Annotated in this window: 21 protein-coding genes; 12 read left to right on the plus strand and 9 right to left on the minus strand. The window is 65.8% G+C overall.

The annotated features are described in order from the left end of the window. Positions 1-56: 56 nt before the first annotated feature. On the plus strand, positions 57-1,178 hold the full coding sequence (locus J2R76_RS28615) for a hypothetical protein (RefSeq protein ID WP_076834965.1): 1,122 nt from the start codon (positions 57-59) through the stop codon (positions 1,176-1,178). 22 nt (positions 1,179-1,200) lie between these two features. Here the strand turns inward: J2R76_RS28615 and J2R76_RS28620 are convergent, their stop codons facing one another. From J2R76_RS28620 to J2R76_RS28630, 3 genes are all read right to left on the minus strand, one after another. Next, positions 1,201-2,268: an N-acetylmuramoyl-L-alanine amidase gene (locus tag J2R76_RS28620; RefSeq protein ID WP_309143556.1), complete on the minus strand. Its 1,068-nt coding sequence runs from the start codon at positions 2,266-2,268 to the stop codon at positions 1,201-1,203. A 240-nt stretch (positions 2,269-2,508) separates the two neighbouring features. Then, positions 2,509-4,071: an alkaline phosphatase gene (locus tag J2R76_RS28625; RefSeq protein WP_057021298.1), complete on the minus strand. Its 1,563-nt coding sequence runs from the start codon at positions 4,069-4,071 to the stop codon at positions 2,509-2,511. Between the two features lie 181 nt (positions 4,072-4,252). Then, a complete protein-coding gene (locus tag J2R76_RS28630) occupies positions 4,253-5,656 on the minus strand; it encodes a TAXI family TRAP transporter solute-binding subunit (RefSeq protein ID WP_229160558.1) in 1,404 nt (467 codons plus the stop codon). 212 nt (positions 5,657-5,868) lie between these two features. On the opposite strand from J2R76_RS28630, the gene J2R76_RS28635 reads away from it, so the two are divergent. Both J2R76_RS28635 and J2R76_RS28640 read left to right on the plus strand, forming a co-directional pair. Continuing rightward, on the plus strand, positions 5,869-6,174 hold the full coding sequence (locus J2R76_RS28635; RefSeq protein ID WP_076834964.1) for a 4a-hydroxytetrahydrobiopterin dehydratase: 306 nt from the start codon (positions 5,869-5,871) through the stop codon (positions 6,172-6,174). A gap of 91 nt (positions 6,175-6,265) precedes the next feature. After that, entirely contained in the window at positions 6,266-6,643 is a 378-nt protein-coding gene (locus tag J2R76_RS28640) for a YkvA family protein (RefSeq protein ID WP_057021296.1), read from the plus strand. Positions 6,644-6,998: 355 nt separating this feature from the next. Here the strand turns inward: J2R76_RS28640 and J2R76_RS28645 are convergent, their stop codons facing one another. After that, on the minus strand, positions 6,999-7,979 hold the full coding sequence (locus J2R76_RS28645) for an NADPH:quinone oxidoreductase family protein (protein WP_057021295.1): 981 nt from the start codon (positions 7,977-7,979) through the stop codon (positions 6,999-7,001). 105 nt (positions 7,980-8,084) lie between these two features. On the opposite strand from J2R76_RS28645, the gene J2R76_RS28650 reads away from it, so the two are divergent. The 7 genes from J2R76_RS28650 to J2R76_RS28680 all read left to right on the plus strand — a co-directional run bounded on the left by J2R76_RS28650 (position 8,085) and on the right by J2R76_RS28680 (position 15,216). After that, entirely contained in the window at positions 8,085-8,921 is an 837-nt protein-coding gene (locus J2R76_RS28650; RefSeq protein ID WP_057021294.1) for an SDR family oxidoreductase, read from the plus strand. Positions 8,922-9,075: 154 nt separating this feature from the next. Beyond that, positions 9,076-9,669 (plus strand): invasion associated locus B family protein, encoded by a 594-nt coding sequence (locus J2R76_RS28655; protein ID WP_057021355.1) that lies wholly within the window; start codon positions 9,076-9,078, stop codon positions 9,667-9,669. A 125-nt stretch (positions 9,670-9,794) separates the two neighbouring features. After that, a complete protein-coding gene (gene rlmN / locus J2R76_RS28660) occupies positions 9,795-11,009 on the plus strand; it encodes a 23S rRNA (adenine(2503)-C(2))-methyltransferase RlmN (protein WP_057021293.1) in 1,215 nt (404 codons plus the stop codon). A gap of 119 nt (positions 11,010-11,128) precedes the next feature. Beyond that, a complete protein-coding gene (locus tag J2R76_RS28665) occupies positions 11,129-11,629 on the plus strand; it encodes a hypothetical protein (protein ID WP_076834963.1) in 501 nt (166 codons plus the stop codon). 157 nt (positions 11,630-11,786) lie between these two features. Continuing rightward, positions 11,787-12,569: a phosphatase PAP2 family protein gene (locus J2R76_RS28670; protein WP_076834962.1), complete on the plus strand. Its 783-nt coding sequence runs from the start codon at positions 11,787-11,789 to the stop codon at positions 12,567-12,569. 90 nt (positions 12,570-12,659) lie between these two features. Next, positions 12,660-13,997: an argininosuccinate synthase gene (gene argG / locus J2R76_RS28675; protein WP_076834961.1), complete on the plus strand. Its 1,338-nt coding sequence runs from the start codon at positions 12,660-12,662 to the stop codon at positions 13,995-13,997. A 178-nt stretch (positions 13,998-14,175) separates the two neighbouring features. Further along, a complete protein-coding gene (locus J2R76_RS28680; protein WP_253625284.1) occupies positions 14,176-15,216 on the plus strand; it encodes an IS30 family transposase in 1,041 nt (346 codons plus the stop codon). Here the strand turns inward: J2R76_RS28680 and J2R76_RS28685 are convergent. Further along, a complete protein-coding gene (locus J2R76_RS28685) occupies positions 15,203-15,790 on the minus strand; it encodes a TetR/AcrR family transcriptional regulator (RefSeq protein ID WP_076834698.1) in 588 nt (195 codons plus the stop codon). The genes J2R76_RS28680 and J2R76_RS28685 overlap by 14 nt on opposite strands. A 96-nt stretch (positions 15,791-15,886) precedes the next feature. On the opposite strand from J2R76_RS28685, the gene J2R76_RS28690 reads away from it, so the two are divergent. Both J2R76_RS28690 and J2R76_RS28695 read left to right on the plus strand, forming a co-directional pair. Next, positions 15,887-16,252, plus strand: a complete 366-nt coding sequence (locus tag J2R76_RS28690) for a polyketide cyclase (protein ID WP_076834697.1) — start codon at positions 15,887-15,889, stop codon at positions 16,250-16,252. 112 nt (positions 16,253-16,364) lie between these two features. Next, positions 16,365-18,122 (plus strand): alkaline phosphatase, encoded by a 1,758-nt coding sequence (locus J2R76_RS28695; protein ID WP_253625285.1) that lies wholly within the window; start codon positions 16,365-16,367, stop codon positions 18,120-18,122. 264 nt (positions 18,123-18,386) lie between these two features. On the opposite strand, the gene J2R76_RS28700 is transcribed toward J2R76_RS28695, so the two are convergent. The 4 genes from J2R76_RS28700 to J2R76_RS28715 all read right to left on the minus strand — a co-directional run bounded on the left by J2R76_RS28700 (position 18,387) and on the right by J2R76_RS28715 (position 22,723). Then, on the minus strand, positions 18,387-20,723 hold the full coding sequence (locus J2R76_RS28700) for an OmpA family protein (RefSeq protein WP_253625286.1): 2,337 nt from the start codon (positions 20,721-20,723) through the stop codon (positions 18,387-18,389). Positions 20,724-20,910: 187 nt separating this feature from the next. Further along, the gene (locus tag J2R76_RS28705; RefSeq protein WP_076834722.1) at positions 20,911-21,186 is read right to left on the minus strand and encodes a hypothetical protein; all 276 of its coding nucleotides are present in this window, start codon (positions 21,184-21,186) and stop codon (positions 20,911-20,913) included. Positions 21,187-21,292: 106 nt separating this feature from the next. Then, complete coding sequence (locus tag J2R76_RS28710) at positions 21,293-21,679, minus strand: VOC family protein (RefSeq protein ID WP_057021286.1); 387 nt, start codon at positions 21,677-21,679, stop codon at positions 21,293-21,295. 186 nt (positions 21,680-21,865) lie between these two features. Next, positions 21,866-22,723, minus strand: a complete 858-nt coding sequence (locus J2R76_RS28715; protein WP_141341395.1) for an FkbM family methyltransferase — start codon at positions 22,721-22,723, stop codon at positions 21,866-21,868. Positions 22,724-22,758: the final 35 nt, after the last annotated feature.

Raw genomic sequence — 22,758 nt, forward strand, 5'->3', positions numbered from 1 at the left:
GTCGTCTACCATCCAGCCTGTCGGATTCGGTGACGCAAGCGCTTCGGGAAAGCGTCATGGTGGTCAGGATTTTTGCCGCGCCCGCAGCCGCGCTCGCTCTCGGGCTGCTGCCAGCGCCGCCGTTCGGCTCGGCCGTCGTCGGTCGCTTCGTGTCGCCAGCTCTCGCTACGCCGGCCGCACTTTCGAGCGAGCAATCGGCCGCGCTTGAGACCTATGACAAAGCCTTGAAGGGCTTCGAGTCGATCCTGCGCCAGCGCCGCGCGCAGATCGATGCCAATCAGCCGCTGCCCGACTTGCCGGGCCAGGCGATCTATCTGGCCCGTGTCGAGATGATGAGCGCCTACAAGGACCTCACCGATGCGCTTCCGTCCAGGATTGGCAGACCCAACAGATTCGGAATCCCCCCGGCCTACTTCAACGCCGACGATGAGCCGCTGCTCGATGAGTACAGGAAGCTCTTCGACGTCATGGAGGCGCCGCCCGCCGGTGCGCAAACATCCGATACGCCATTCAAGGACGTGGTCGATCTGGCGACGGTGATCGCGCGCGCCAAGGGTCTGGATGCCGCCGACGCCGCCGTCGCGGGCCGTATCAGCCTCGGCCTCTTCTTTGCCGAGACGAACGGCAAGCAGAATGCGGGCAATGCACGATCGAACACCTATAAAGGAAGCCTGCAGACCGGCCCGTCCGAGGATCGCGACGGCCGAAGGAAATGGGCTGCCATCAAGGGGTCGATCGCGACGCTCGATCCTGCGCTGAGCCGTCGCGACGACCGGGAAGAGGCGCGGGTCGGCAACCTCGACCACAGGTTCAATCACTGGACCGCCGTGCGGGACGGCCTCATGAACGCACACGCCGAACTTTTCCCGCAGGTCGCGGCGATCCAGAAAGCGCTGCCGGACCCGATCGATCAGATGAAGGTCTTTGAGCTGATCCAGATCATTCCCACGCCGACCAGGGCAGCGCTCAAATCGGGCAACCTCGTCGGCTACAGAATTTCCGATCCCAGGATCATGCGATATCTGCGCAACAACAGCGTCTTCGCGTTCGGCCGGGCCGACCGGGTAAGAACATCCGCGACCTTCCGCGAGATCCTCGATGCGATGTGGCTGTTCAACGCCAAGTTCGAGCAGGCGCTTGCCAAGTTCAAGGAGATCAAGTCGGGCAAGCCGGGCTGAGGAGGAGTCGATCGCTCGGCCGTCAGGGTGGACCGAGCAGCGCCCATCGCGGCTCGCAGAATTCCTTCACGGCGGAAGCAACGCTGCTGCTGATGAGGTTTTGGCGCTCGGGCGAGTCCATCTCGCGTTCCTCGTCCCGGTTGATGATCGAGCCCGCCTCCAGCAGGATCGCGGGCATCGCGGTCTTTCTCAGCACGATGAGTTCATCATTGCTGTAGACGCCGGTATCCTTGTTCAGCAACGGGTGCTGGTAACGACCCATGATGGCCTGGCTGTATTGCTCGGCATAATGCAGGCCCTGGGCCTTCATTTCCCCGGCGACCAGTTCGGCGAACCGGAGGCTGGTCTTGAAGTCCGGATTGTCCCGGGAGACGAACACGGAGTAGCCGCTGAAGCGGTCGCTGAAGTGGCTTTTCTTCCCCTCGAACTCCCAGTCCTCGAGCATCTTGTTGGGCACGGAGTCATGGTGGATCGACATCAGCAGATCCGCGTGCAGATTGTTGGCGGCGGCGACCCGCTTGAAGAGGCTCGGTCTCGCTTTGCCTTCGGTCAGTAGCAGCCTGGTTTCGGTAAAGCCTTCGGCCTTCAACCTCTCCTCGATCAGCCGCGCAAGGCGCAGGTTGAAGGTGAACTCGGCGACATTCCGCGCGCTGATCGCGCCTTCCGATTGCGCGGTATGTCCGACATCCAGCACGATCCGGAACGTCGCGGGATCGCATTTGGCAGCGGCCGGCTTGAGAGCCGAAAGCGGCAGGGTGACTGGCCCAAGGGCGGCCAGCCGCATAGCGCGGTGCCTGGGCGGAGCGCGGTGCCTTGCCAATTTGGCAGCCCTTGTCGCCTTCGCGCGCTTCGGCGACTTGGCATGCTTGGGTGAGCTCCTGAAGAGATCGGGCAGCCAGCCGGCATCGCTGACTTCGATCGGCAGCAGCGCGAACACTGCGATCGCGACGACCAACAAGCGGCGAGGCCGAAACCTCGCAACGCTACCACTGAGCACGCGAAAGAATTCGCAGCGCCTCATGCTCCGCCCCTCCGGGCCCCCAGCATAACGGCTCTGACATCGGTACCGGAAGATGCCGGGGAGGTCCATCCCCGGCAATCGCGTTGCCTCGCCTTGGCGGCAAGGCCGTCAAGACCAAGAGTCCGGTTCCGTCGTGGCTGTGACCGAACTAGTGTCCCGAATCCGAAGTTCGCATCATTTGCCGCACCTTCGGAGCGAACCTCGGATTCGATAAGGACACTAGCAAACTTATAATTCTAGTGTGCTTTATGAATGCGAAGTTCGTGAAAGTGGCTGCCGCGAAATCGCACGAACTTCGCATTCAGCACACTAGACCGGCTTCGGGTCGAGCGTGATCGCCCACAGCTCGGCGTCGACGCGGTCGCGCAGGCTTACCGTCATCTGCCCGCTCTTGCCGTCGATCTTGACGTGGCCGAAGAACTGCATGCCGGCCGACGGCGGCAGGTTCTGGTTGCCTTCGCCCGGCGCCTTGATGAACTTCACCTCGGGGCCGAAGGTGTTGTCGAGCTCGTTCGGACCGAACGTGCCGGCATGCAGCGGGCCGGAGACGAATTCCCAGAACGGATCGAACTCCTGGAACTGGGCCTTGTTCGGGTTGTAGTAGTGCGCGGCGGCGTAATGCACGTCGGCGGTCAGCCACACCGTGTTGACGATTCCCGCGGTCTTGATGAAACGCAGGATGTCGGCGATTTCGAGCTCGCGGCCGCGCGCCGGGCCATCGCCCTGCGCAAAGGCTTCCGAGCCCTTCTTGTTGGCGGCATCGTCATAGACGATCAGCGAGAGCGGCATGTCGGAGGCGATCACCTTCCAGGTGGCGCGCGAGTTGAGCAGCGCGCGCTTCAGCCAGGCCATCTGATCCGGGCCGATGAAATAGGCGTCGGGGCCGTACTGCTCCTGCAGGTTCGGGCCGTTGGGGCCGCGATAGCTGCGCTCATCGAGCATGAAGACGTCGAGATGCGGACCGTAGCTCAGCGTGCGATAGACGCGGCCCGGCTCGACGATGCTCTCGCGCATCGGATACATCTCGTGGAAGGCCTTTGCCGCGCGCGCCGCGAGCACGGTGATGTCGCGCTCCTTGTAGGCCGCCGGCAGCTGTTTCGACAGCGACCAATTGTTGGTCACCTCGTGATCGTCCCACTGCACGAAGATCGGCACCTCGGCATTGAAGGCGCGGACGTTGTTGTCGAGGAAGTTATACTTGTGGGCGGCCCGGTATTCGTCGAGCGTCTCGGCCACCTTCGCCTTCTCGGGTATAGTGACGTTCTTCCAGATCTTGCCGTCGGGAAGCTTCACCTCGGACGGGATCACGCCGTCGGCGTAGATCGTGTCGCCGGAGTGCAGAAGGAAATCCGGAGCGTGCTTCTTCATCGCGGCGAAGGTGATCATGCCGCCGTCGTCGGGATTGATGCCCCAGCCCTGGCCGGCGACATCGCCGCCCCACACGAAGGAGACGTCGCGGCGGTCGCTCGGCGCGGTGCGGAAGCGTCCGACCACCGGCTCGCCGACGATGTCGATATGGGCGAGGTCGCGGAAGCGGACGCGGTAGAAGATGTCCTGGCCGGAGGGCAGGTTCTCCAGCAGCATCTTGGCGGTGAAGTCGCTCTCGGGCAGCGCCGTGATCGGCGGCAGTGTATGGGCGTCCTTGAACGATTCAGTGGTCGCGACCTCGACCATCATCTGCGCCGGCCGGTCCGCACGCGCCCACACCACGCCGCCGTCGACGCCGACATCGCCGGACTGCACGCCATGGGTGATCACGGGACGGTCGGCGGCGCGCGACAGATAGGGCATCGCAATCACGCCGGCGCCGGCCGCAGCCGCCGTGGAGAGAAAGCGTCGGCGGGTGAGATTTCGCGAGAACCGGATCGTCATAGGGAGCCTCCTCAGGTCACAGCGACAATGCGCCGCAGGCGCGCCAAGACCTAGAAAAATTCCATGACGGAGAGATTACAGCGGCGGGAGTGCGGGACGTAAGGGAAGCGCATCTGTCAGGCTCCCTCTCCCGAGTGCGGGGGAGGCAAGGGGGATTTGCGGATAAAGATTGGCGGCGCCCCTACGCCGTGCCCGCCGCCCTGAACTGCGTCGCAGCCCGTTGCAAATTCTGCGGCATGCTGAACAACAGCGCCTTGCGGTCGGCGACGGCGTTATGAAGCTGCTCGAGCGCGATGTTGAACGCGGTCAGCGTGCCTTCCTCGATCGCGCCGTGCTCGAAGCAGTCCAGCGTGTGGCGCAGGATGTCGTCGGCCTCCGCCTGCATCTGGTCGAGTTCCTCGATCGAATCGCTGTGCCGCGCGGCTTTCAGCATCTCCAGCAGGCGTTCGCGCTGCGAGGTGTTGGTGTTGCGCTCGTCCTGCTTGAGATAGCCGGCGAACCACGCACCGGCCGAGCCCATCGCCGAGAACGCCATCAGACTCCACCAGATGTAGTCGCTGTAGCGGTCGAGGAAGGTTTTTTCCTCGCCGTCGACAAACGCGGCGGCGCCCGGATGCACCGGAATGGTGGCATCCTTGTCGGTGTCCGGCGTCTCGATCTTGGCGGCGAGCGGGAAATCGGTCTTGAGCGACTGCCGGATCGCGAACAATTGCCGCGTGAATGCCGCGACCGTCGAGTCCGACAGGCCCTTCCGCGCAACGATGTGGTGCGAGAAGCTGATCGTCTTCACCTCATCATCGGGCCGGTCAGCGGAGCCGAGCGAGCCGGCGGGGATTTCCGCGGCCTCATAGGCCGGATGGTTCTGCGCGATCGCCTCGGAGGCGTCGATCGCAAGGAAGCTGGGCTCGCCGCCGTCGCGGACCGACGCCGTGATCGCATCGATCGTGATCTTGCTGTTGGCCGGGCCGACGGCGAGATAGGCGTCGGCCTTGAGGTTCTTGATCGCTTCCGCCGCCTCATTGGCCGGGAATTGAACGATCTCGACCTTCATCGGGTCGACGCCGTATTGCGTCAGGATCAGCTTCAGCAGATTGACATTGGCCGGGGTGCGGCCGACGACGCCGATCTTGCGGCCGGCAAGCTGCGCGATCTTGGTGATCCGCGCGGATTTCCGAACCTTGCCCTTGGCGGGCGGAACCCACATCACCACGACATTCTTGCGCAGGGTCGCGACCGCCTGGGCATTCTTCGGCACCTCGAGATCGCCGCGGATGATGGCGAGATCGGCCTTGCCGTCGGCCAGCGTCTGGGCGCTGGCAGTGGCGCCCTCGGTCTGCACCGGCCTCAGCTTGACCTGGGTGTTCTGCTGGTTGTTGAAGGCCTGCGCCAGCGCCTGCACGACCTTGACGTCATCGCTGTTGGCAGGACCGACCGCGATCCGCAGCGTCACCGGACGCACGGCGAAATAATAGCCGGCCAGCAACGTGCCGATGATGGCCAGCGCGCCCGCGATCAAAACGAACATCAGCCGCCGCTTTGCCGAACGCAGCGGCTTGGGCGACATGCTGGCGGAGCCGTCTGTCATCGATCTCGCAAACAATCGTCGGGGCTCAATCTCGCAAAACTACCAACGCGCATACATCCTCTATGTGTAGCAAATTACTGAACGGACAGATGTTACAACTCCGTCATGGTTACCAGCGGCGATAGGACGCGATTTCGGCCTTAATTTGGGCGTGGATCCCATCCCGGAGGCCGGTTGTTAGGCTAAAGTCGGCGTCAAACGGGAGGGTTACCATGGTCGAACGGCTGTCAGCGGAAGCAAAGAAGGCCGCCCTTTGGGAACTGGCCGGCTGGTCGGAGATGTCCGGTCGCGAGGCGATCGCCAGGACTTTCGTGTTCAAGGACTTCAACGAGGCCTTCGGGTTCATGGCCCGCGCCGCCCTGGTCGCCGAGAAGAGCGACCATCACCCCGAGTGGAAAAACGTCTACAAGACCGTCGAGGTGGTGCTGTCGACCCACGATGTCGGCGGGGTGACCAAGCGCGATATCGACCTCGCCAAGGCCATGAACGCGATCGCAAGGCAGCTTGGGGTCAATTGACTCTGGCGCGTGGAACCTTGCGCGGGTCCGCCGATGTCCCCAGATTCGCATCGTCCGCCGCCGAACTGGCGCGGCGTCGAGGAACCTTGCGATGACATCGAGCGAACCCGGCGTGGGATTTGGGCCTGCCGATCGGCTGGCGCAGGACCCCGAAAGCGTGCGCCGCCGTTTCTGGATCAAGTTCAAGAAGGTGGTGGCGAGCCTGCCCTTCGCGGAGGACCTGCTGGCCGCCTATTACTGCGCCTTTGACCGGCAGACGCCGCGCCATGTCCAGGCGGCGCTGCTCGGGGCAATCGCCTATTTCATCCTGCCGTTCGATTTCGTGCCCGACATGCTGCCGATCCTCGGCTTCACCGATGACGCCGCAGTGCTCGCAACTGCGCTCCGCATGGTGGCAAGCCACATCACGCCGGAGCATCGCGATGCCGCCCGCGCCGCGCTGAAGCGCGGGGTGCCGGAAGAGGAGTGAGATCTGCCTTCTCCTTCCCCCTGAAAGGGGGAAGGTCGGGAAGGGGGTCAGCAACAGGCGACGCTGCAAGCCGGCAGATTTGGTCCCCACCCGCTTTGCTCTCGCGAGCAAAGCGACCTCCTCTTTTCAAGGGAAGGTTATGATGCATCCCGGATTTCGCTGCGCTCCATCCGGGCTACGAAACTTTCGATCCGTCATCCTGAGGAGCGCGAAGCGCGTCTCGAAGGATGTACGGCCACCAGCGGGGCCGTCGACCCGTCGAGACGCGCGCAAGAGCGCGCTCCTCAGGGTGACGGAGACGGTAGGGAGCGCCATGGTAGTCCGTTCGGCTCCTTCCGGGCTGCGCAATCTCGGTTCAGCTTCCCGGATGCAGGATCACCTTGCCCATCGCCTTGCGGCCGGCGAGCACCTTCAGGGCTTCTGATGTCTGCGACAGCGGGAAGGTGCGGTCGACATGCGAGGAGATCTTACCTTCCGCGGTCCACTGCACGAGCTTCTCGAGGTTCTTGCGGTTCTTGTCCGGATTCTGCCGCGCCCAGGCGCCCCAGAACACGCCGCGGATATCGCAGCCCTTCAGCAGTGCGAGGTTGAGCGGGATCTTCGGAATCTCGCCGGCGGCAAAGCCGATGACCAGGAAGCGGCCTTCCCACGCGGTCGAGCGCAACGCGGCTTCGGCATAGGCGCCGCCGACCGGATCGAACACGATGTCGGCGCCCTTGCCGTCGGTCAGCTTGCGCAGGCCCTCTTTGAGATCTTCCTTCGCATAGTTCAGCGTCAGCTCGGCGCCGTGTTGCTTGGCGAATGCCAGCTTCTCGTCCGACGAGGCGCAGGCAATCACCTTCAACCCCATCAGTTTGCCGAGCTCGCACGCAGCAAGGCCGGTGCCACCGGCGGCCCCCAGCACCGCGAGCGTCTCGCCCGGCTTCGGGCTCGCGCGATCTTCCAGCGCATGCAGCGCGGTGCCGTAGATGATGATGATGCCGGCGGCGCGGTCGTAGTCGAGATTGTCGGGAATCTTCACGATCGAATTCGCCGGCAGCGCGATCTTGTCGCGCGCGCCGTTGTGGCCGCAGGACGCGACGACGCGATCGCCTACCTTCAGGTCAGTAACGCCGGCGCCGACGCTTTCGATCACGCCGGCAACTTCGGCAGCCGGCGAGAACGGGAACGGCGGCTTGATCTGGTACTTGCCCTGGATCATCAGGATGTCGAAGAAATTCAGCGCCGCCGCCTTGATCGCGATTACGGCTTCGCCGGGAGCCGCCACCGGATCGGGCACATCAGCCAGCACGAGATCGTCGGGTTGACAGTATTGCGAGCAGAGGATGGCTTTCATGGACACACCTGAGTTTCGGACGCAGAAAGAGCTGCAAGATCTTGGACTACAAGCTTCATGCCGGATTTGCGGCGGAGCGACAATACAAAGCGGAGGGATCAAACTATGTTTGAAAAAGGCCTGCTAGCAAAAAAGCGCATCCTGATCACCGGCGGCGGCTCCGGCCTTGGTGCTGCGATGGGCTACCGCTTCGCCGAACTCGGCGCCGAATTGATCATCTGCGGGCGGCGCGAGGGGCTGCTGGAGGAAACCGCAGCAAAATTCCGTAGCGAGCTCGACGCCAAGGTTTCCATCGCGCGCTGCGATATCCGCGACGGCGCAGCGGTCGAAGCGATGATGGATCAGGTCTGGCAGGACGCGCCGATCGACGTGCTCGTCAACAATGCTGCCGCAACCTTTATTGCGCAGAGCGAACATTTGTCGTTCCGTGCGGCGGACGCGATCCTCGCGCCGACACTGCATGGCACGATGTACTGCACGCTCGCCGCCGGCCGCCGCTGGATCGACGGCAAGCACAAGGGCGTGGTGCTCTCGATCCTGTCGACCTCGACCATCACCGGCCGCGCGTTCACGGTGCCGTCCGCGATGGCGAAGACCGCCGTGCTGGCGATGACCAAGAGCCTGGCGGTGGAGTGGGGCCCGAAGGGCATCCGCACCGTCGCGATCGCGCCCGGCGCGTTCCCGACCGCAGGCGCGACCGGACAGTTGCGCCCCGAAGGGCGCGGCGAGAGCTGGGCGCATCGCAATCCGCTCGGCCGCGCCGGCGAGCATTCGGAGCTCGCCAATCTCGCGACCTTTCTGATCTCGGATCAGGCCGGCTACATCAACGGCGAGATGGTGGTGCAGGATGGCGGCTCGCACTTACGGAGTTCCGGTGCCGAGGACCTGCTGCAATGGACCGATGCGCAGTGGGAGAAGCAGCGCGCTGCGCGCGCCAAGTGATAACGCGTCGCGATTACGCGCCCGACGGTGAGCGGCGTTCGCCTTTCGGCCTAACTGCCTTCCCAAAAAAGCGTTTCCCGGTTATCCATCCGAGCCGGCGGAGGGGAATCGCCGGGCCATCTTGCAGTCACAATGATGGGGGAACCAGTTGGCCGTGCGGCAGATTCTGACATCACTGGTTGCTTGTATCCTGGGCGGGTTCATCACCCTCGCGCCGGCGCAGGCCGCGCCCAAGAAGGATACGGCCAAGGAAGCAGCCAAGCCGGCGCCTTCGGCCGCGGCGGCTGCGGCCGGCGGCGCGGAGCCGACGCTGATCGGCCAATTCGGGACCTGGGGCGCGTACACGGCATCGCCCAACGGCAAGAAGGTGTGCTTTGCGCTCGCCAAGCCGTCGTCGTCGAAGACCAATCCGGCGAACCGGCCGCGCGATCCGGCCTATGCCTTCATCTCCACCCGTCCGGCGGAGAAGGTCGTCAACGAAGTCTCGATCATGATCGGCTACACGGTGAAGCCGGGCTCCGAATCGACGCTTCAGGTCGGCGGCGGGACCTATGCGATGTACACGCAGGGCGACGGCCTCTGGATCAAGAATGCGGCCGAGGAGGAGCGGATGGTGGAATCCATGCGCAAATCGGCCGAACTGACGGTAAAAGCCGTCTCGGCCAAGGGCACCGAGACGACAGACACCTTCTCGCTGAAGGGCCTGGCGCAGGCGCTCGACCGGCTCGGGCAGGACTGCCGGCGCTAGAGCATGATCCGGAAAAGTGTGAAGCGGTTTTCCGGAAAGATCATGCTCTAAAAATCGACTTAAGGCCTGAAATCGAGGTATTCGGTGGCTTTGCAGCACCGGCTGGAAGGCCTATTTGAGGTTTCATGACCGACACCGTGACCACCCATGCCGTCTCCGGCGCCAGCGCGCTGGTCGAGAAGGTTCCGCTCGAGACCTACGTGCCGCCGGCCAAGCCGTCGCTGATCGGGCTGTCGCGCGCCGAGATCGCCGATCGCCTAGGCGAGATCGGGGTGCAGGCCGGCCAGCGCAAGATGCGCACCCAGCAGCTCTGGAACTGGATGTATTTCCGCGGCGCCAAGAGCTTTGCCGAGATGACCAACGTCTCGAAGGACATGCGCGCCGAGCTCGAGAAGCATTTTACCGTCGATCGTCCCGAGGTGGTCGCCGAGCAGATCTCCAACGACGGCACCCGCAAATGGCTGCTGCGGCTGCCGAGCGGCGACAAGGTCGAGCGGCCGCACGAGGTCGAGTGCGTCTACATCCCCGAGACCGATCGTGGCACGCTGTGCGTTTCCTCGCAGGTCGGCTGCACGCTGAACTGCGCGTTCTGCCACACCGGCACGCAGCGGCTGGTGCGCAACCTCACCGCCGGCGAGATCGTCGGCCAGGTTATGGTGGCGCGCGACCGGCTGAATGACTGGGCCGACCGCGAGGACGGCACGCGCCGCGTCACCAACATCGTGATGATGGGGATGGGCGAGCCGCTCTACAATTTCGACGCGGTGCGCGATGCGCTGCTGATCGTCGCCGACAATGAAGGCATCGGCATTTCGCGCCGGCGCATCACGCTGTCGACCTCGGGCGTGGTGCCGAACATCCAGCGCACCGGTGACGAGATCGGCGTGATGCTCGCGATCTCCTTGCATGCGGTGCGCGACGAGCTGCGCAACGAGCTGGTGCCGCTGAACCGCAAATATCCGATCAAGGAATTGCTGCAGGCCTGCCGCGATTATCCCGGCGCCTCCAACGCCCGGCGCATCACCTTCGAATATGTGATGCTCAAGGGGGTCAACGATTCGCTCGATGACGCCAAGCTCCTGGTGAAGCTGCTCAAGGGCATTCCGGCGAAGATCAACCTGATCCCGTTCAATCCGTGGCCGGGCACTGCCTACGAATGCTCGGACTGGGAGCAGATCGAAAAATTCTCCGAATACATCTTCAACGCCGGCTATTCCTCGCCGGTGCGCACGCCGCGCGGCCGCGACATCCTCGCCGCCTGCGGCCAGCTCAAGTCGGAGACCGAAAAGCTCTCGGCCCGCGAGCGCCAGGCGCTGCGCGCGATGGCGATGACCGATTGAGTGTGACGCCCTCCATGCAATCCGTCATTGCGAGGAGCGAAGCGACGAAGCAATCCATGCCTCGGCGAGCTGCGAGATGGATTGCTTCGCTCCGCTCGCAATGACGGGGAGGTCGTAGCATGGCCCTGATCGGCCGCCTGTTCGTCGTCGCCTTCGGCTTCCTGATGGCCTGCTTCGTGGCAGGGATCATCGTGGTCGTCGCGGTGCTGTATCCCGAGATCAGCGATTTCGGCGGGCAGATCGACCAGAGCGCGATCAACGTTGTGCTCGGCTTCGGGTTCATCTTTATCTCAGGCTTTGCGCTGCTGCCGGCGTTGATCGTGGTGCTGATCACCGAGGCGTTCTTCATCCGGAGCGTGCTGGCCTATGCCGTCGGCGGAGCGATCGTCGGCGCGGCGTGCTATCTCGGCCTGGTTCCGTTCGATCCCGACATGATGCAATTCCATGGCATCGTGCGCCGGCACATGGAGATCATGACCGGGGCCGGCATCGTCGCGGGCCTGGTCTACTGGCTGATCGCCGGCCGCACCGCCGGCGCCTGGCGCGAGCCGGCGCGACCGTTGCCGCCGCCCCCGCCATTGCCGTCGCAACGGCGGCCGCAAACACCGCCGTCATCCTGAGGAACCGTGCGCAGCACGGTGTCTCGAAGGATGGGCCGCAGCAAGACCGCATCCTTCGGGGCTCGCAAGAGCTCGCACCTCCAGCGACAACGGCGAAGCCGTTGCGCGGGGATGACGTCACTTCCCATGCTCATCCGCCTCGGCTAAACCGCGCGCCATGAACCGGACCGGACTTTTCATTGCGCTGGGGCTGGCGCTCATCATCGGCATCCTGTTCGGGATCTATCCCGAGCTCGACCTGAAGCTGGCGGCGCTGTTCTACGATGTGGCGCAGAAAACCTTCCCGCTGAAGCTCGACGCGGTGGCGTCGTTCGCGCGCGATGCGGCGATGTGGATCGCCTGGGCGCTGGTGCTGCCGGCGATCGTGACCATCGTCTGGAAATTCATCCGCCCGGACCGGCCGATGCTGATGTCCGGCCGCGCCGCGGTGTTCCTGCTCACCACGATGCTGCTCTCGGCCGGCGTGCTCACCAATTTCACCTTCAAGAATTATTGGGGCCGGCCGCGGCCGGTGTTCGTGACGCAGTTCGGCGGCGACCTGCAATTCATGCCGTGGTGGGACCCGCGCGGCGGCTGCCCGCGCAACTGCTCGTTCTTCTCCGGCGAGGGCGCCACCGCGTTCTGGACCTATGCACCGGCGGCGCTGACGCCGCCCGCGTGGCGGCCGCTGGCCTTTGCCGGGGCCACCGTGTTCGGCATCGTCACCAGCGGGCTTCGCATGGCCTTTGGCGGCCATTTCTTCACCGATGTGGCGATCGCGGGCCTGGTGTCGTTCTTCACGGTCTGGCTGTTCTACGCGCTGATCTACCGCTGGGCAGCGACCCGGCTGACTGACGCCCAGGTCGATGCCGCGCTGACGCGCCTTGCGATGCCCGGCTACCGGTGGATGCAGCGCTGGCGCCGGGGCGGCAAGGCGGCGTCCAGCCAGACCGAGGCCTGATTTGGGCCTGATTAAAGGCGTGCTCAGCGTTCGGAAATTTGATATCGCCACCCCGGAAACATCATTGATTTCGACCGATTGGACCGTCCCATGAGTACGATTCTGAAAAGCCTGCCCACTGGCGAAAAAGTCGGCATCGCGTTCTCGGGCGGGCTCGACACGTCGGCGGCGCTGCTCTGGATGAAGCTGAAAGGCGCCAAGGTCTTCGCCTATACCGCCAATCTCGGCCAGCCCGACGAGGCCGACTACGACGCGATCCCGCGCAAGGCGGTGGATTTCGGCGCCGAGAAGGCCCGCCTCGTCGATTGCCGCACCCAGCTGGTCCATGAGGGCATCGCCGCGATCCAGTCCGGCGCGTTCCACATCTCGACCGGCGGCATCACCTATTTCAACACCACGCCGCTCGGCCGCGCGGTGACCGGCACGATGCTGGTCGCGGCGATGCAGGAGGACGGCGTCAACATCTGGGGCGACGGCTCGACCTTCAAGGGCAACGACATCGAGCGCTTCTATCGCTACGGCCTGCTGACCAACCCGAGCCTGCGCATCTACAAGCCCTGGCTCGACCAGCAGTTCATCGACGAGCTCGGCGGCCGCGCCGAGATGTCGGCGTTCATGACCGCGCAAGGCTTCGCCTACAAGATGAGCGCGGAGAAGGCCTATTCGACCGACAGCAATCTGCTCGGCGCGACGCATGAGGCCAAGGATCTCGAGAGCCTTGCGAGCGGCATCACCATCGTCAACCCGATCATGGGCGTGCCGTTCTGGCGCGCCGATTGCGACGTCAAGGCCGAGAAGGTCGTGGTGCGCTTCGAGGAGGGGCAGCCGGTCGCGCTGAACGGCAAGACGTTTGCAGATCCGGTCGCGCTGTTCCTCGAGGCCAATGCGATCGGCGGCCGCCACGGCCTCGGCATGAGTGACCAGATCGAGAACCGCATCATCGAAGCGAAGAGCCGCGGCATCTATGAGGCGCCCGGCATGGCACTCTTGCACATCGCCTATGAGCGCCTCGTCACCGGCATCCACAACGAGGATACGATCGAGCAGTACCGCATCAGCGGCATGCGGCTCGGCCGCTTGCTCTATCAGGGCCGCTGGTTCGATTCGCAGGCCTTGATGCTGCGCGAGACCGCGCAGCGCTGGGTGGCACGCGCCGTCACCGGCGAGGTGACGCTCGAGCTGCGCCGCGGCAACGACTACTCGATATCAAACACCGAGAGCCCGAACCTCACCTATGCGCCGGAGCGGCTCAGCATGGAGAAGGTCGAGGACGCCGCCTTCACGCCGGCCGACCGCATCGGCCAGCTGACGATGCGCAACCTCGACATTGCTGACACCCGCGCCAAGCTCGGCCTGTACAACAAGACCGGCCTCATCTCGAGCGACGAAGGCTCGCAGATCTTCCAGCTCGAGAACGACAAGGACTGAGGCGGCACCCTCTCGCCTTGTCGTCCCGGGCAAGCGAAGCGCGACCCGGGACCCATAACCACCGGCCATGGTTATGAAGCACGCTGGTGCTCCAGCGCGCTTCCACGACTCCTCCCTGTGGTTATGGGTCCCCTGAGTTCACAAACGAAGTGCAACACTTCCTTGAGGAGGTGTTGCCATGGGGCGGACTTACAAGCAGCTCTCTCTGGACGACCGATGCGAGATTGCCTGCCGATCGGCCAATGGCAGCTCGGTCCGGCAAATCGCGGCAGCTCTGGATCGCTCGCCATCAACGATCTCTCGGGAACTGAGGCGCAATCGGGGGAGCCAGGTCGGCTACAAGCCGAGCTATGCCCAGCACCAGATGCGAGCGCGGCGCTGGACGGGCGGACGCCTCGAACGGGAGCCCGGCCTGCGCCGCGCGGTGTTGCAACGCCTTCGCCGCGGCTGGTCGCCCGAGCAGGTCGCTGGCCGGCTGGCCCGCGAGTACGGGCGCAAGGTGATCTCCCACGAGACCATCTACCGCTTCATCTATCGCCAACTCAGGCGCACCACGGACTTCAACTGGCGGCGCTATCTGCCGCGCGCCAAGAGCAAGCGCGGCTGCCGCGGCAAGCGGGGCGGCAGCCCCGCAAGCTTCATCGAAGGCCGTGTATCCTTGGCAAATCGGCCGCTCGAAGCGGCCGACCGCAGCGTGCCCGGACACTGGGAGGCCGACCTGATGATGTTCTCGAAATACGGTCAGGCCGTGCTGACCGTGCACGAACGCACCTCGCGGCTGCTGCTCGGCATCCGCCTTGCCAGCAAGGTCGCGCGCGGTGTCGCCCGCCATCTCGTGGGCTTCTTCGCGCCCCTTCCACAAGAGCTGCGCCAGAGCGTTACCTTCGACAACGGCACCGAGTTCGCCGGTCACCTGGCGCTGCACCGCCTCTCGATCGCGACCTTCTTCTGCGATCCCCATGCCCCCTGGCAGAAGGGTGGCATCGAGAACGCCATCGGCAGGATGCGCCGCTTTATTCCCCGCAAGACGGATCTTCTAACCCTCTCGACCGCCAAGTTCCGCCAGTTCATCGCCGCCTACAACAACACCCCGCGCAAATGCCTTGACTACCGCACGCCTGCCGAGTCCTTTGCTCAAGTGTTGCACTTCGAATGTGAATCCACCTCCCGGCCTTCGCCGGGACGACGTGGGGAGAGAGGCCTGCCTACTTCACCCTGAGCGCATCCAGCAGCGAGCGGAACGCGCGCGCGTAATCGGTGCCGGTCTTGCCGATATCCGGCCCCGCGGAGACCGCAACCGCGGCTTCCGTCACCGCGCCGAGCAGCAGCCGCGCCAGCGGCTCGATCGGCTGCTTGGCGATCACGCCGGCATCCATCGCGGCGGCCAGCGCGCGCGGAAACTTGCCGCCGAAATGCTTGGCGTCGATCTCGCGCCAGCGTTCCCAGCCGAGCACGGCGGGGCCGTCGCGCAAGATGATCTGGCCGGTCGGGCCTTTCGAGCACGCCGCGAAATAGCCCTGCGTGCCCGCCGCCATCGCCGCCAGCGGATCGTTCTCGGCGCGCGAGATGCGGTCGAGATCGGCAACAAGGTCGATCGACACCTGCTCGAACACCGCCTCGAACACCGCCTCCTTGGTCGCGAAGTGATGATAGACCGCGCCCTTGGCGACACGCGCGCCGGCGGCGATGTCGTCCATCGTCGCAGCGGCGAAGCCGCGCTCGCCAAAAATGCGCCGCGCCGCCTTGACGATGGCGGCTCTGGTTTTCTCGCGCCGTTCGGCCTGGGTTGCCATGGCGCATCTCTAGCCCAGTTCCAGACGCAAGCCAATTGACTTACCGACTACCAGTCGATAAATACCGACTATAAGTCGGTAAATGGAGAATGCTCGATGCCCTCGCTTAGGACGTTGCAAGCCTTCGCTGACACGGTCGAGTCCAACGACCATGTCGGCGCGATCAGGAACTTCTATTCAGTCGATGCCCGCACCCAGGAGAACGACGGCGAGTGGCGGGTCGGCCGCGAGGCGCTGGCGGCGCGCGAGGCGGCGGTGCTGGCCGCGGTCGCCGGCGTCAAGACCACGCGGCTCGGGCCGCTCCTGCTTGACGGCGATCATTCGGCGATCTGCTGGCGCTTCGAATTCACCGGCAAGGACGGCAGGGTCCGCAGCATGGAGGAGGTCGCCTGGCAGACCTGGCGCGGCGATGAACTCGTCGAAGAGCGCTTCTTCTACGATCCGCAGCAGATGGCGCGCTGAAATCGCGCCGGCCCTTGCGGCAATACGCCCCGGCGCCGCCTCATTGCGCCGTCATCCGCCGCCACTAGCCTCCGCCCCGATGCGCATGATGCGCAAGGGCGGAGCATCGATCATGATCAAGCGAGTTGCCGGCGTGGCCGTCACGCTGGTGTTGTCGGCAGCGCCGGCGTTCGCCCAGACGATCTATCCGATCGATCGCGCCGATATCCTCGTCGGCGCCAAATTCGACTTCAAGGTCGAGCTTCCGGAATTGGTCGATCAAGCAAAGCTCAAGGTCACGCTGAACGGCGCGGACTATGCCGCGGTGTTCGGCCAGGGCGGCACATTCACCGCGCACGAGGCCGGCCGGGAGCAGTCGGCGCTGTTGCTGCGCGATGTCTCGCTCGTCAAGCCTGGGCAGGTCGCCGTCGAAGTCAGTGACGGCACGCAGAGCCGGACCGTGAGCTGGACCGTCTACGACACCGGGGCACGCAAGGCCAGGAACGTGATCCTGTTCATCGGCGACGGGATGTCGCCGTCGCATCGCGTCGCCGCGCGAATCCTCTCCAAGGGAATCGCGAAGGGCAAGAGCCGCGGCAAGCTCGCGATCGACGACATGCCGCATATGGCGCTGGTCGCGACCGCCGGCTCGGACTCGATCATCACCGATTCGGCGAATGCCGCGAGCGCCTACGCCACCGGCCACAAGGCCGCGGTCAATGCGCTCGGCGTCTACGCCGATCGCACGCCCGATCCGCTCGACGATCCCAGGGTCGAGACCATCGCGAGTCTTGCCAAGCGGCGGGCGGGCCTCGCCGTCGGCATCGTCACCAACACCGAGGTCGAGGACGCGACCCCGGCGGCGATGGTTGCGCATACCCGCCGCCGCGCCGCCTATGACGCGATCGTCGCGCAATATTTCGACGCGAAGCCCGACGTGCTGATGGGCGGCGGCTCCGCGAACTTCCTGCCGCAATCCGCGTCCGGATCGAAACGCAAGGACGATGTCGACTATCTCGCGCGCTTCCGCGACGCCGGCTATCCGGTCGCGACGACCGCAGGCGAACTCGCCACGCTCGCGGCCAAACCGGACACCCGCCAACTGCTCGGCCTGTTCGCCGCCGGCAACATGGACGGCGCGCTCGACCGCAAGTTCCTGAGGGGCGGCGGCGTCAGGAAATTCCCCGAGCAGCCGGACCTGACCGAGCAGGTCCAGGCCGCGCTCACGGTGCTGTCGAAACACGAGGCCGGTTTCTTCCTGATGGTCGAGTCCGGCCTGATCGACAAATACGCCCATCTGCTCGACATGGAGCGCGCGGTCTACGACACCATCATGCTCGACAATGCGGTGCGGCTGGCAAAGGACTGGGCGAAAGCGCGCAACGACGACACGCTGATCCTGGTCGTGGCCGACCACAACCATCCGAACAGCCTGGTCGGCACCATCAATGACGACATGGCGGCGACACCCAACGTGCCGCTGCGCGAGCGCGTCGGTGTCTACGAGAAAGCCGGGTTCCCGAATTATCCGGCGCCGGACGCCGAAGGTTATCCGTCACGCGTCGATGTCAGCCGGCGGCTTGCAATCTTCTCCGCCAGCCTGCCAGATCACTACGAGACGTTCCGCCCGAAACTCGACGATCCGAACGAGCCGACCGTGAAGGCCGACCAGCCCGACACGTTCAAGGCCAATGACAAGTACAAGGATGTCCCCGGCGTCGTGCTGCGCTTCGGCAATCTGCCGGCGATGATCGGCGCCAGCGTGCATTCCGGCGAGGACGTCATTCTCACCGCGACGGGCCCGGGCAGCGAGCGCGTCCACGGCTCGATGGACAACACCGAGGTGTTCCGCGTGATGGTCGAGGCGCTGGGACTGGGCGAGGGGAAGTAACGAATGATGAGATTGGGTCGATCAGCATGCCCGCTGTACCTCTCCCGCTTGCGGGGGCGACGCTTCTCCAACCTCCCCTTGAAAAGGGGAGGTCGCTTTGCTCGCCAGAGCAAAGCGGGTGGGGATCTGCTCTCTCCGCAGCCACCGTCACCTGCGGCTGACCCCCATCCCGACCTTCCCCTTTCAGGGGGAAGGAGAGCAAACAAAAATGGCCGGGATCGCTCCCGGCCATTCCGTCATGTCGCGCCGGCTCAGCGCGCCGGCTCAGCGCGGCGGCGCGGCCGAGGCGGTGCCGCCGTTGAGCAGCGGGGTGATGCGGCGGACGGTGACGCGCCGGTTGATGCGGCTCGGTCCGTCGGTCTGCTCCTTCGGATATTGAGAGCCATAGCCCTGCGAGGTCAGGTTCTCAGCCGGCACACCGAACTGCTGCGTCAAGAGCTCGGCGGCGGATTGCGCACGGCGGTCCGACAGTGACAGATTGTCGGTGTCGTTGCCGGTCGCATCCGTGTGGCCCTCGATCAGGAACACCTCGCGCGGGTTGCGCTGGATGGCTCGGTTGAGGCCGTCGGCGATCACCTGCAGCCTCGCCGCCTGGTCCGGTGGGATGGTCCACGATCCGGAGTCGAAGTTGATCGTGTTGACGTCGATGCTCGGCATCTGCATGCGGACATTGGGGCTGTAGCGGATCTCGTCCAGCGAGTAGCGCCGTTCGATCCGCTGCACCGGCGGTGCCTCCATGGTCTCGTAGATCACGTCGGGCGACGCGTCCTGCGCGTCGACGATGTAGCGATCGTAGGGAATGTTGACCACGGGCGGCGGGGCGTCGACATAGAAACCACCGACTGCGCGCGGATCGCGATAGCTGTTGTCGATGATGACGACCTCGCGGCCGCCAGTATCCCTGCGGATTCGGCGCAACATCTGGCCGTCGGAGCCGACCACGGTGATGATCTCGCTGCCGTCGGGACGAACCACGACCGTCCGCGTCTCGCCGCCGATCGTCTCGGTGCGGATGTCGCGCGCGCCATAGCGGAAGCGATAGACGTCGTCGCCGCGCACATAGGCCTGGCCGCCGGGATCGCGGATGATGACGCGGTCCGGCTCGGTGTAGATGGTGCGGCCGCCTTCGACCACCTCCTGGCGCTGGCTGTGCAGGTCGGCGATGCTGCCGCCGATGATGGCGCCGGCGACCACGCCGGCACCGACGGCGGCACCGATCGCGAGCGGCTTGATGTTGTCATGGCGCGGTGGCGGCGGCAGCGGCGCTGCGACGGCAGGCGCGGCGCGGAAGGCGGGCGCAACCGTCGGCGGCGCATATTGCGCGCGGCCGGGCGGCGGCGTTGCGGCGGCCGAGCCGGGGACGACCGATGGCGCGGGCGCGCCCATCGCGGCGCCCTGGGCTGGCGATACGCCGGGCGCGACGCCCGGACGTGCTGCCGGCTGACCCGGAGCCGGGGTCGCGCCGGGCGCGCCCATTGCCGCGCCCGGGGTCGCCGGCGTTCCGGGCGGTGTCGCCGGACGTCCCTGCTGACCTGGCGCCGGTGGCGTCGGCGTCGCGCCGGGTGCCGGAGGCGTTGTTGCGGCAGGCGGGGTGCCTGGACGCGCGGGCTGTGCGCCGGCTGCCGGAGGTGTCGGCGTCGGTGTCGCACCGGGAGCTGTCGCGGCGGGCGGCGTGCCCGGTCGTGCCCCTGCTGCCGGAGGCGTTGTCGTTGCCGAAGGCGCGGGCGTTGACGTCGCCGCGGGCGGCGTGCCCGGCGGTTGCTTGGCGCCGCCAGGACGTTCACCGCGTTCGCCACCCGGACGATCGCCGGGACGGCGTTCGGCCGGCGCCGTTGTCGGAGCTCCCGGCGTTGCGGGCGTCGGTGTCGGCGTTGCCGCCGTGGGCGGGGTGCCGGGACGTGCTGCGGGCGCGGCATTCGGCGTGGCGCCGGGCGCCGGCGTCGGCGGTGTGTGCGCGGGTCCTGCGCCGGGCGGCGGCGTGCCGGGTCGCTGCGGTGCTGCGGCCGGCGGCGGTGGCGTCGGATGTGCGGGGGCGGCCGCCGGCGGTGGCGGGGTCGGCTTCGCAGGCGCTGCTGCGGGCGGCTCCGGCCGTGCCGGTGACGGCGATGGCTTCGCGGGTGCGGCCGCGGGCGGCGGCGGTGTGGGATGTGCGGGAGCAGCCGACGGCGGAGGCGTCGTCGGGCGCGCGGCAGGCGGCTCGGGCCGTGCGGGAGCCGGCGGCGGTGCCGGATGCGGTGCGGCTGCCGGAGGCGGCGTCGGCTTTGCCGGTGCAGCTGCGGGCGGCTCGGGCCGGGCAGGGGCTGGAGGCGGGGTCGGCTTCGCGGGTGCTGCGGCCGGCGGAGCGGGATGCGCGGGTGCCGCGGCGGGAGGTGGCGCCTGCGGATGCGGTGCTGCGGCCGGCGGTGCGGGACGTGCGGGAGCACCCGGCGCACCCGGCGCGCCCGGCGCCGGCCGCGCCTTCGGCTTTCCGTCAGGTCCGGTTTCTTCCTTCTGCGCCTGTGCGACGACCAGCGGCGAAGTTTGGGCGTGCGACGCTGAGGTGGCGAATTGCATCACCGTCAGCGCAGTCGTGGCAAGCAGCACGAGACGAAGCTTTGTCATTGTCTAGGAGTCCCCGGCGGAAAGTCTGGGCAGGAAAGCAAAGTGAGAACCGAACAATTCGGCAGGACGATGAACCGCCAGCCGTTAGGCCGGATTGTGGCGAGCCACGAATCATCGGCGAAGTTTATTTCGACATTATAACGGGTTGCGTGTGTGGTTGTTCACCGCGCGTTCAGAAGAAACGCGCCTACACATTTGCAATCGACGTGGAACTTGGGCGCAAGGGCGACTCACCGGCGGCGAGTCGATCTGTCGCAGGCGGCGGGCCGGACGGTCCAGGCGGTCCGCGCACCGGTGATTCGTCAGGTGTCTTGCCGGGCAACTCGTCCGGTCGCGGCGGCTCGCCGGGTTCGCGCACCGGCTCCGGAATCTCGGGGCGCGGACTGCCGGGCGGAATTCCCGGCGGCGGTTCGCTCGGTGTGCCCGGCGTCGTCGGCGGAATCTCGGGAGGCTCGATCGGCATCATATCGAGGCCCCGCGGCTGCCGCCGCCAGATCGCGTCGCGCGCATTGATCGCTCCATCGAAGTTCGAAGCGACAACGGATCGCGCGCCGCGGCGTTCCGATGTTTCACCCGGGCGTGTGGCAGACCGCCTCGATATTGTGGCCGTCGGGATCGAGCACGAATGCGCCGTAATAGTTCGGGTGGTAATGCGCACGGATGCCGGGCGCGCCGTTGTCACGGCCGCCGGCCGCCATCGCGGCCTTGTAGAAGGCGTCGACGGTAGCGCGGTCCCTGGCCGTGATGGCGATATGCACCGGCTTGTTCATTGCGCCTTCGCCGCCGATCCAGAAGTCCGGCTTGCCGTCGGCGCCGAAGCCCGCGGCGGGCGCGTGCCCGGTCACCTCCGCGGGCACTTCCATGATCAGGCCGTAGCCGAGCGGCGCCAGCGCCGTCTGGTAGAAAGCCTTCGCGCGTTGATAGTCGGAGACGGAAAAGCCGATATGGTCGATCATCGCGAGCCTCCCTTGTTGTGTGACGCTACAGACTCGTTGCACCTCCTCCGCAAGCGGGAGAGGGAGCAGATCTCAGAAGCGTAGCCCGGATGAAGCGAAGCGCAATCCGGGGCTGCTCTAGCCGCGGATGGTCTGGTCCCGGATTTCGCTGCGCTTCATCCGGGCAACCTCAGCCGCGGCCAGGTCTCAACTCCGCACCAGCAGCGTGTTGCTGCGCGTCCGGCCGTGCTCGACGTAACCGCGCGCATGCATGTCCGCAATGCAGTCGTCGGTCCACTCGTCCTTCGACAGATGCTCGATCACCACCGCGCCGGGCCACAGCGACTGCGGCGCGTCGCGGAAGAAGCCGATCAGCACGCGGTCCTCGAAACCCTCGACGTCGATCTTGAGCGCATCGACCTTGCTCGCGCCGGCCTCGTCGAGGATGCGTTGCAGCCGCAGCGACGGCACCTTGAACGCCTTGCCCGTCGGCGTGCCGGTGACGATGTGGCTGGCGCCGAGATTGTCGCCGTCGGTCTCGATCATCAGTTCGCCATCGGTCGGGCCGGCGGCCGCCGCAACCAGGCGCACCTGCGGAAAGCCGGAGGCCTGGGTGTTGAACTTGAGCCGCGCATGCGTCACCGGATGCGGCTCGATCGCGATCACCTTGCCACCGGGCCCGACGTCGCGCGCCAGCGCCAGCGCATAGGTGCCGACATTGGCGCCGAGATCGACGAAGGTGCCATCCGCGCCGACATGCGCCCGCAGGAAGGCGAGTTCTTCAAGGTTGTAATCGGGATTGAACAGCGCGCCGCGCTCGGTCGCGCTTTGCTGATGATAAAAGCGGAACGATGCGCCCTGATAGGTCACGTCCAGCGGCCCCGCGCCGAACAGATTGACCAGTTTTGACAGCCAGGGCCGGAACGCGCCGCGCTTCAATCCTGAGCCATGAGCCAGGCGGATGATGGCGGCCTGCGCCGCATTGGGCGCGAAGGCGCCGAACGGCGCCGGCGATATGTCGTTGCTCGGGATCACGCATGGCCTCGTCGAAAGCGCGGCATGCATAGCCGGTTTTGCCGGCAGCGCCAACGCCCGTTACG

The sequence above is a fragment of the Bradyrhizobium sp. USDA 4532 genome (assembly GCF_024171315.1).
GTDB classification, from domain to species: domain Bacteria; phylum Pseudomonadota; class Alphaproteobacteria; order Rhizobiales; family Xanthobacteraceae; genus Bradyrhizobium; species Bradyrhizobium australafricanum.

Excerpts from the sequence above, each read along its gene's own strand:
- J2R76_RS28615 (WP_076834965.1), top strand. The coding sequence starts at position 57 with ATGGTGGTCAGGATTTTTGCCGCGCCCGCAGCCGCGCTCGCTCTCGGG.
- J2R76_RS28620 (WP_309143556.1), bottom strand. The coding sequence starts at position 2,268 with ATGGACCTCCCCGGCATCTTCCGGTACCGATGTCAGAGCCGTTATGCT.
- J2R76_RS28625 (WP_057021298.1), bottom strand. The coding sequence starts at position 4,071 with ATGACGATCCGGTTCTCGCGAAATCTCACCCGCCGACGCTTTCTCTCC.
- J2R76_RS28630 (WP_229160558.1), bottom strand. The coding sequence starts at position 5,656 with ATGACAGACGGCTCCGCCAGCATGTCGCCCAAGCCGCTGCGTTCGGCA.
- J2R76_RS28635 (WP_076834964.1), top strand. The coding sequence starts at position 5,869 with ATGGTCGAACGGCTGTCAGCGGAAGCAAAGAAGGCCGCCCTTTGGGAA.
- J2R76_RS28640 (WP_057021296.1), top strand. The coding sequence starts at position 6,266 with ATGACATCGAGCGAACCCGGCGTGGGATTTGGGCCTGCCGATCGGCTG.
- J2R76_RS28645 (WP_057021295.1), bottom strand. The coding sequence starts at position 7,979 with ATGAAAGCCATCCTCTGCTCGCAATACTGTCAACCCGACGATCTCGTG.
- J2R76_RS28650 (WP_057021294.1), top strand. The coding sequence starts at position 8,085 with ATGTTTGAAAAAGGCCTGCTAGCAAAAAAGCGCATCCTGATCACCGGC.
- rlmN (WP_057021293.1), top strand. The coding sequence starts at position 9,795 with ATGACCGACACCGTGACCACCCATGCCGTCTCCGGCGCCAGCGCGCTG.
- J2R76_RS28665 (WP_076834963.1), top strand. The coding sequence starts at position 11,129 with ATGGCCCTGATCGGCCGCCTGTTCGTCGTCGCCTTCGGCTTCCTGATG.
- J2R76_RS28670 (WP_076834962.1), top strand. The coding sequence starts at position 11,787 with ATGAACCGGACCGGACTTTTCATTGCGCTGGGGCTGGCGCTCATCATC.
- argG (WP_076834961.1), top strand. The coding sequence starts at position 12,660 with ATGAGTACGATTCTGAAAAGCCTGCCCACTGGCGAAAAAGTCGGCATC.
- J2R76_RS28680 (WP_253625284.1), top strand. The coding sequence starts at position 14,176 with ATGGGGCGGACTTACAAGCAGCTCTCTCTGGACGACCGATGCGAGATT.
- J2R76_RS28685 (WP_076834698.1), bottom strand. The coding sequence starts at position 15,790 with ATGGCAACCCAGGCCGAACGGCGCGAGAAAACCAGAGCCGCCATCGTC.
- J2R76_RS28690 (WP_076834697.1), top strand. The coding sequence starts at position 15,887 with ATGCCCTCGCTTAGGACGTTGCAAGCCTTCGCTGACACGGTCGAGTCC.
- J2R76_RS28695 (WP_253625285.1), top strand. The coding sequence starts at position 16,365 with ATGATCAAGCGAGTTGCCGGCGTGGCCGTCACGCTGGTGTTGTCGGCA.
- J2R76_RS28700 (WP_253625286.1), bottom strand. The coding sequence starts at position 20,723 with ATGACAAAGCTTCGTCTCGTGCTGCTTGCCACGACTGCGCTGACGGTG.
- J2R76_RS28705 (WP_076834722.1), bottom strand. The coding sequence starts at position 21,186 with ATGCCGATCGAGCCTCCCGAGATTCCGCCGACGACGCCGGGCACACCG.
- J2R76_RS28710 (WP_057021286.1), bottom strand. The coding sequence starts at position 21,679 with ATGATCGACCATATCGGCTTTTCCGTCTCCGACTATCAACGCGCGAAG.
- J2R76_RS28715 (WP_141341395.1), bottom strand. The coding sequence starts at position 22,723 with ATGCATGCCGCGCTTTCGACGAGGCCATGCGTGATCCCGAGCAACGAC.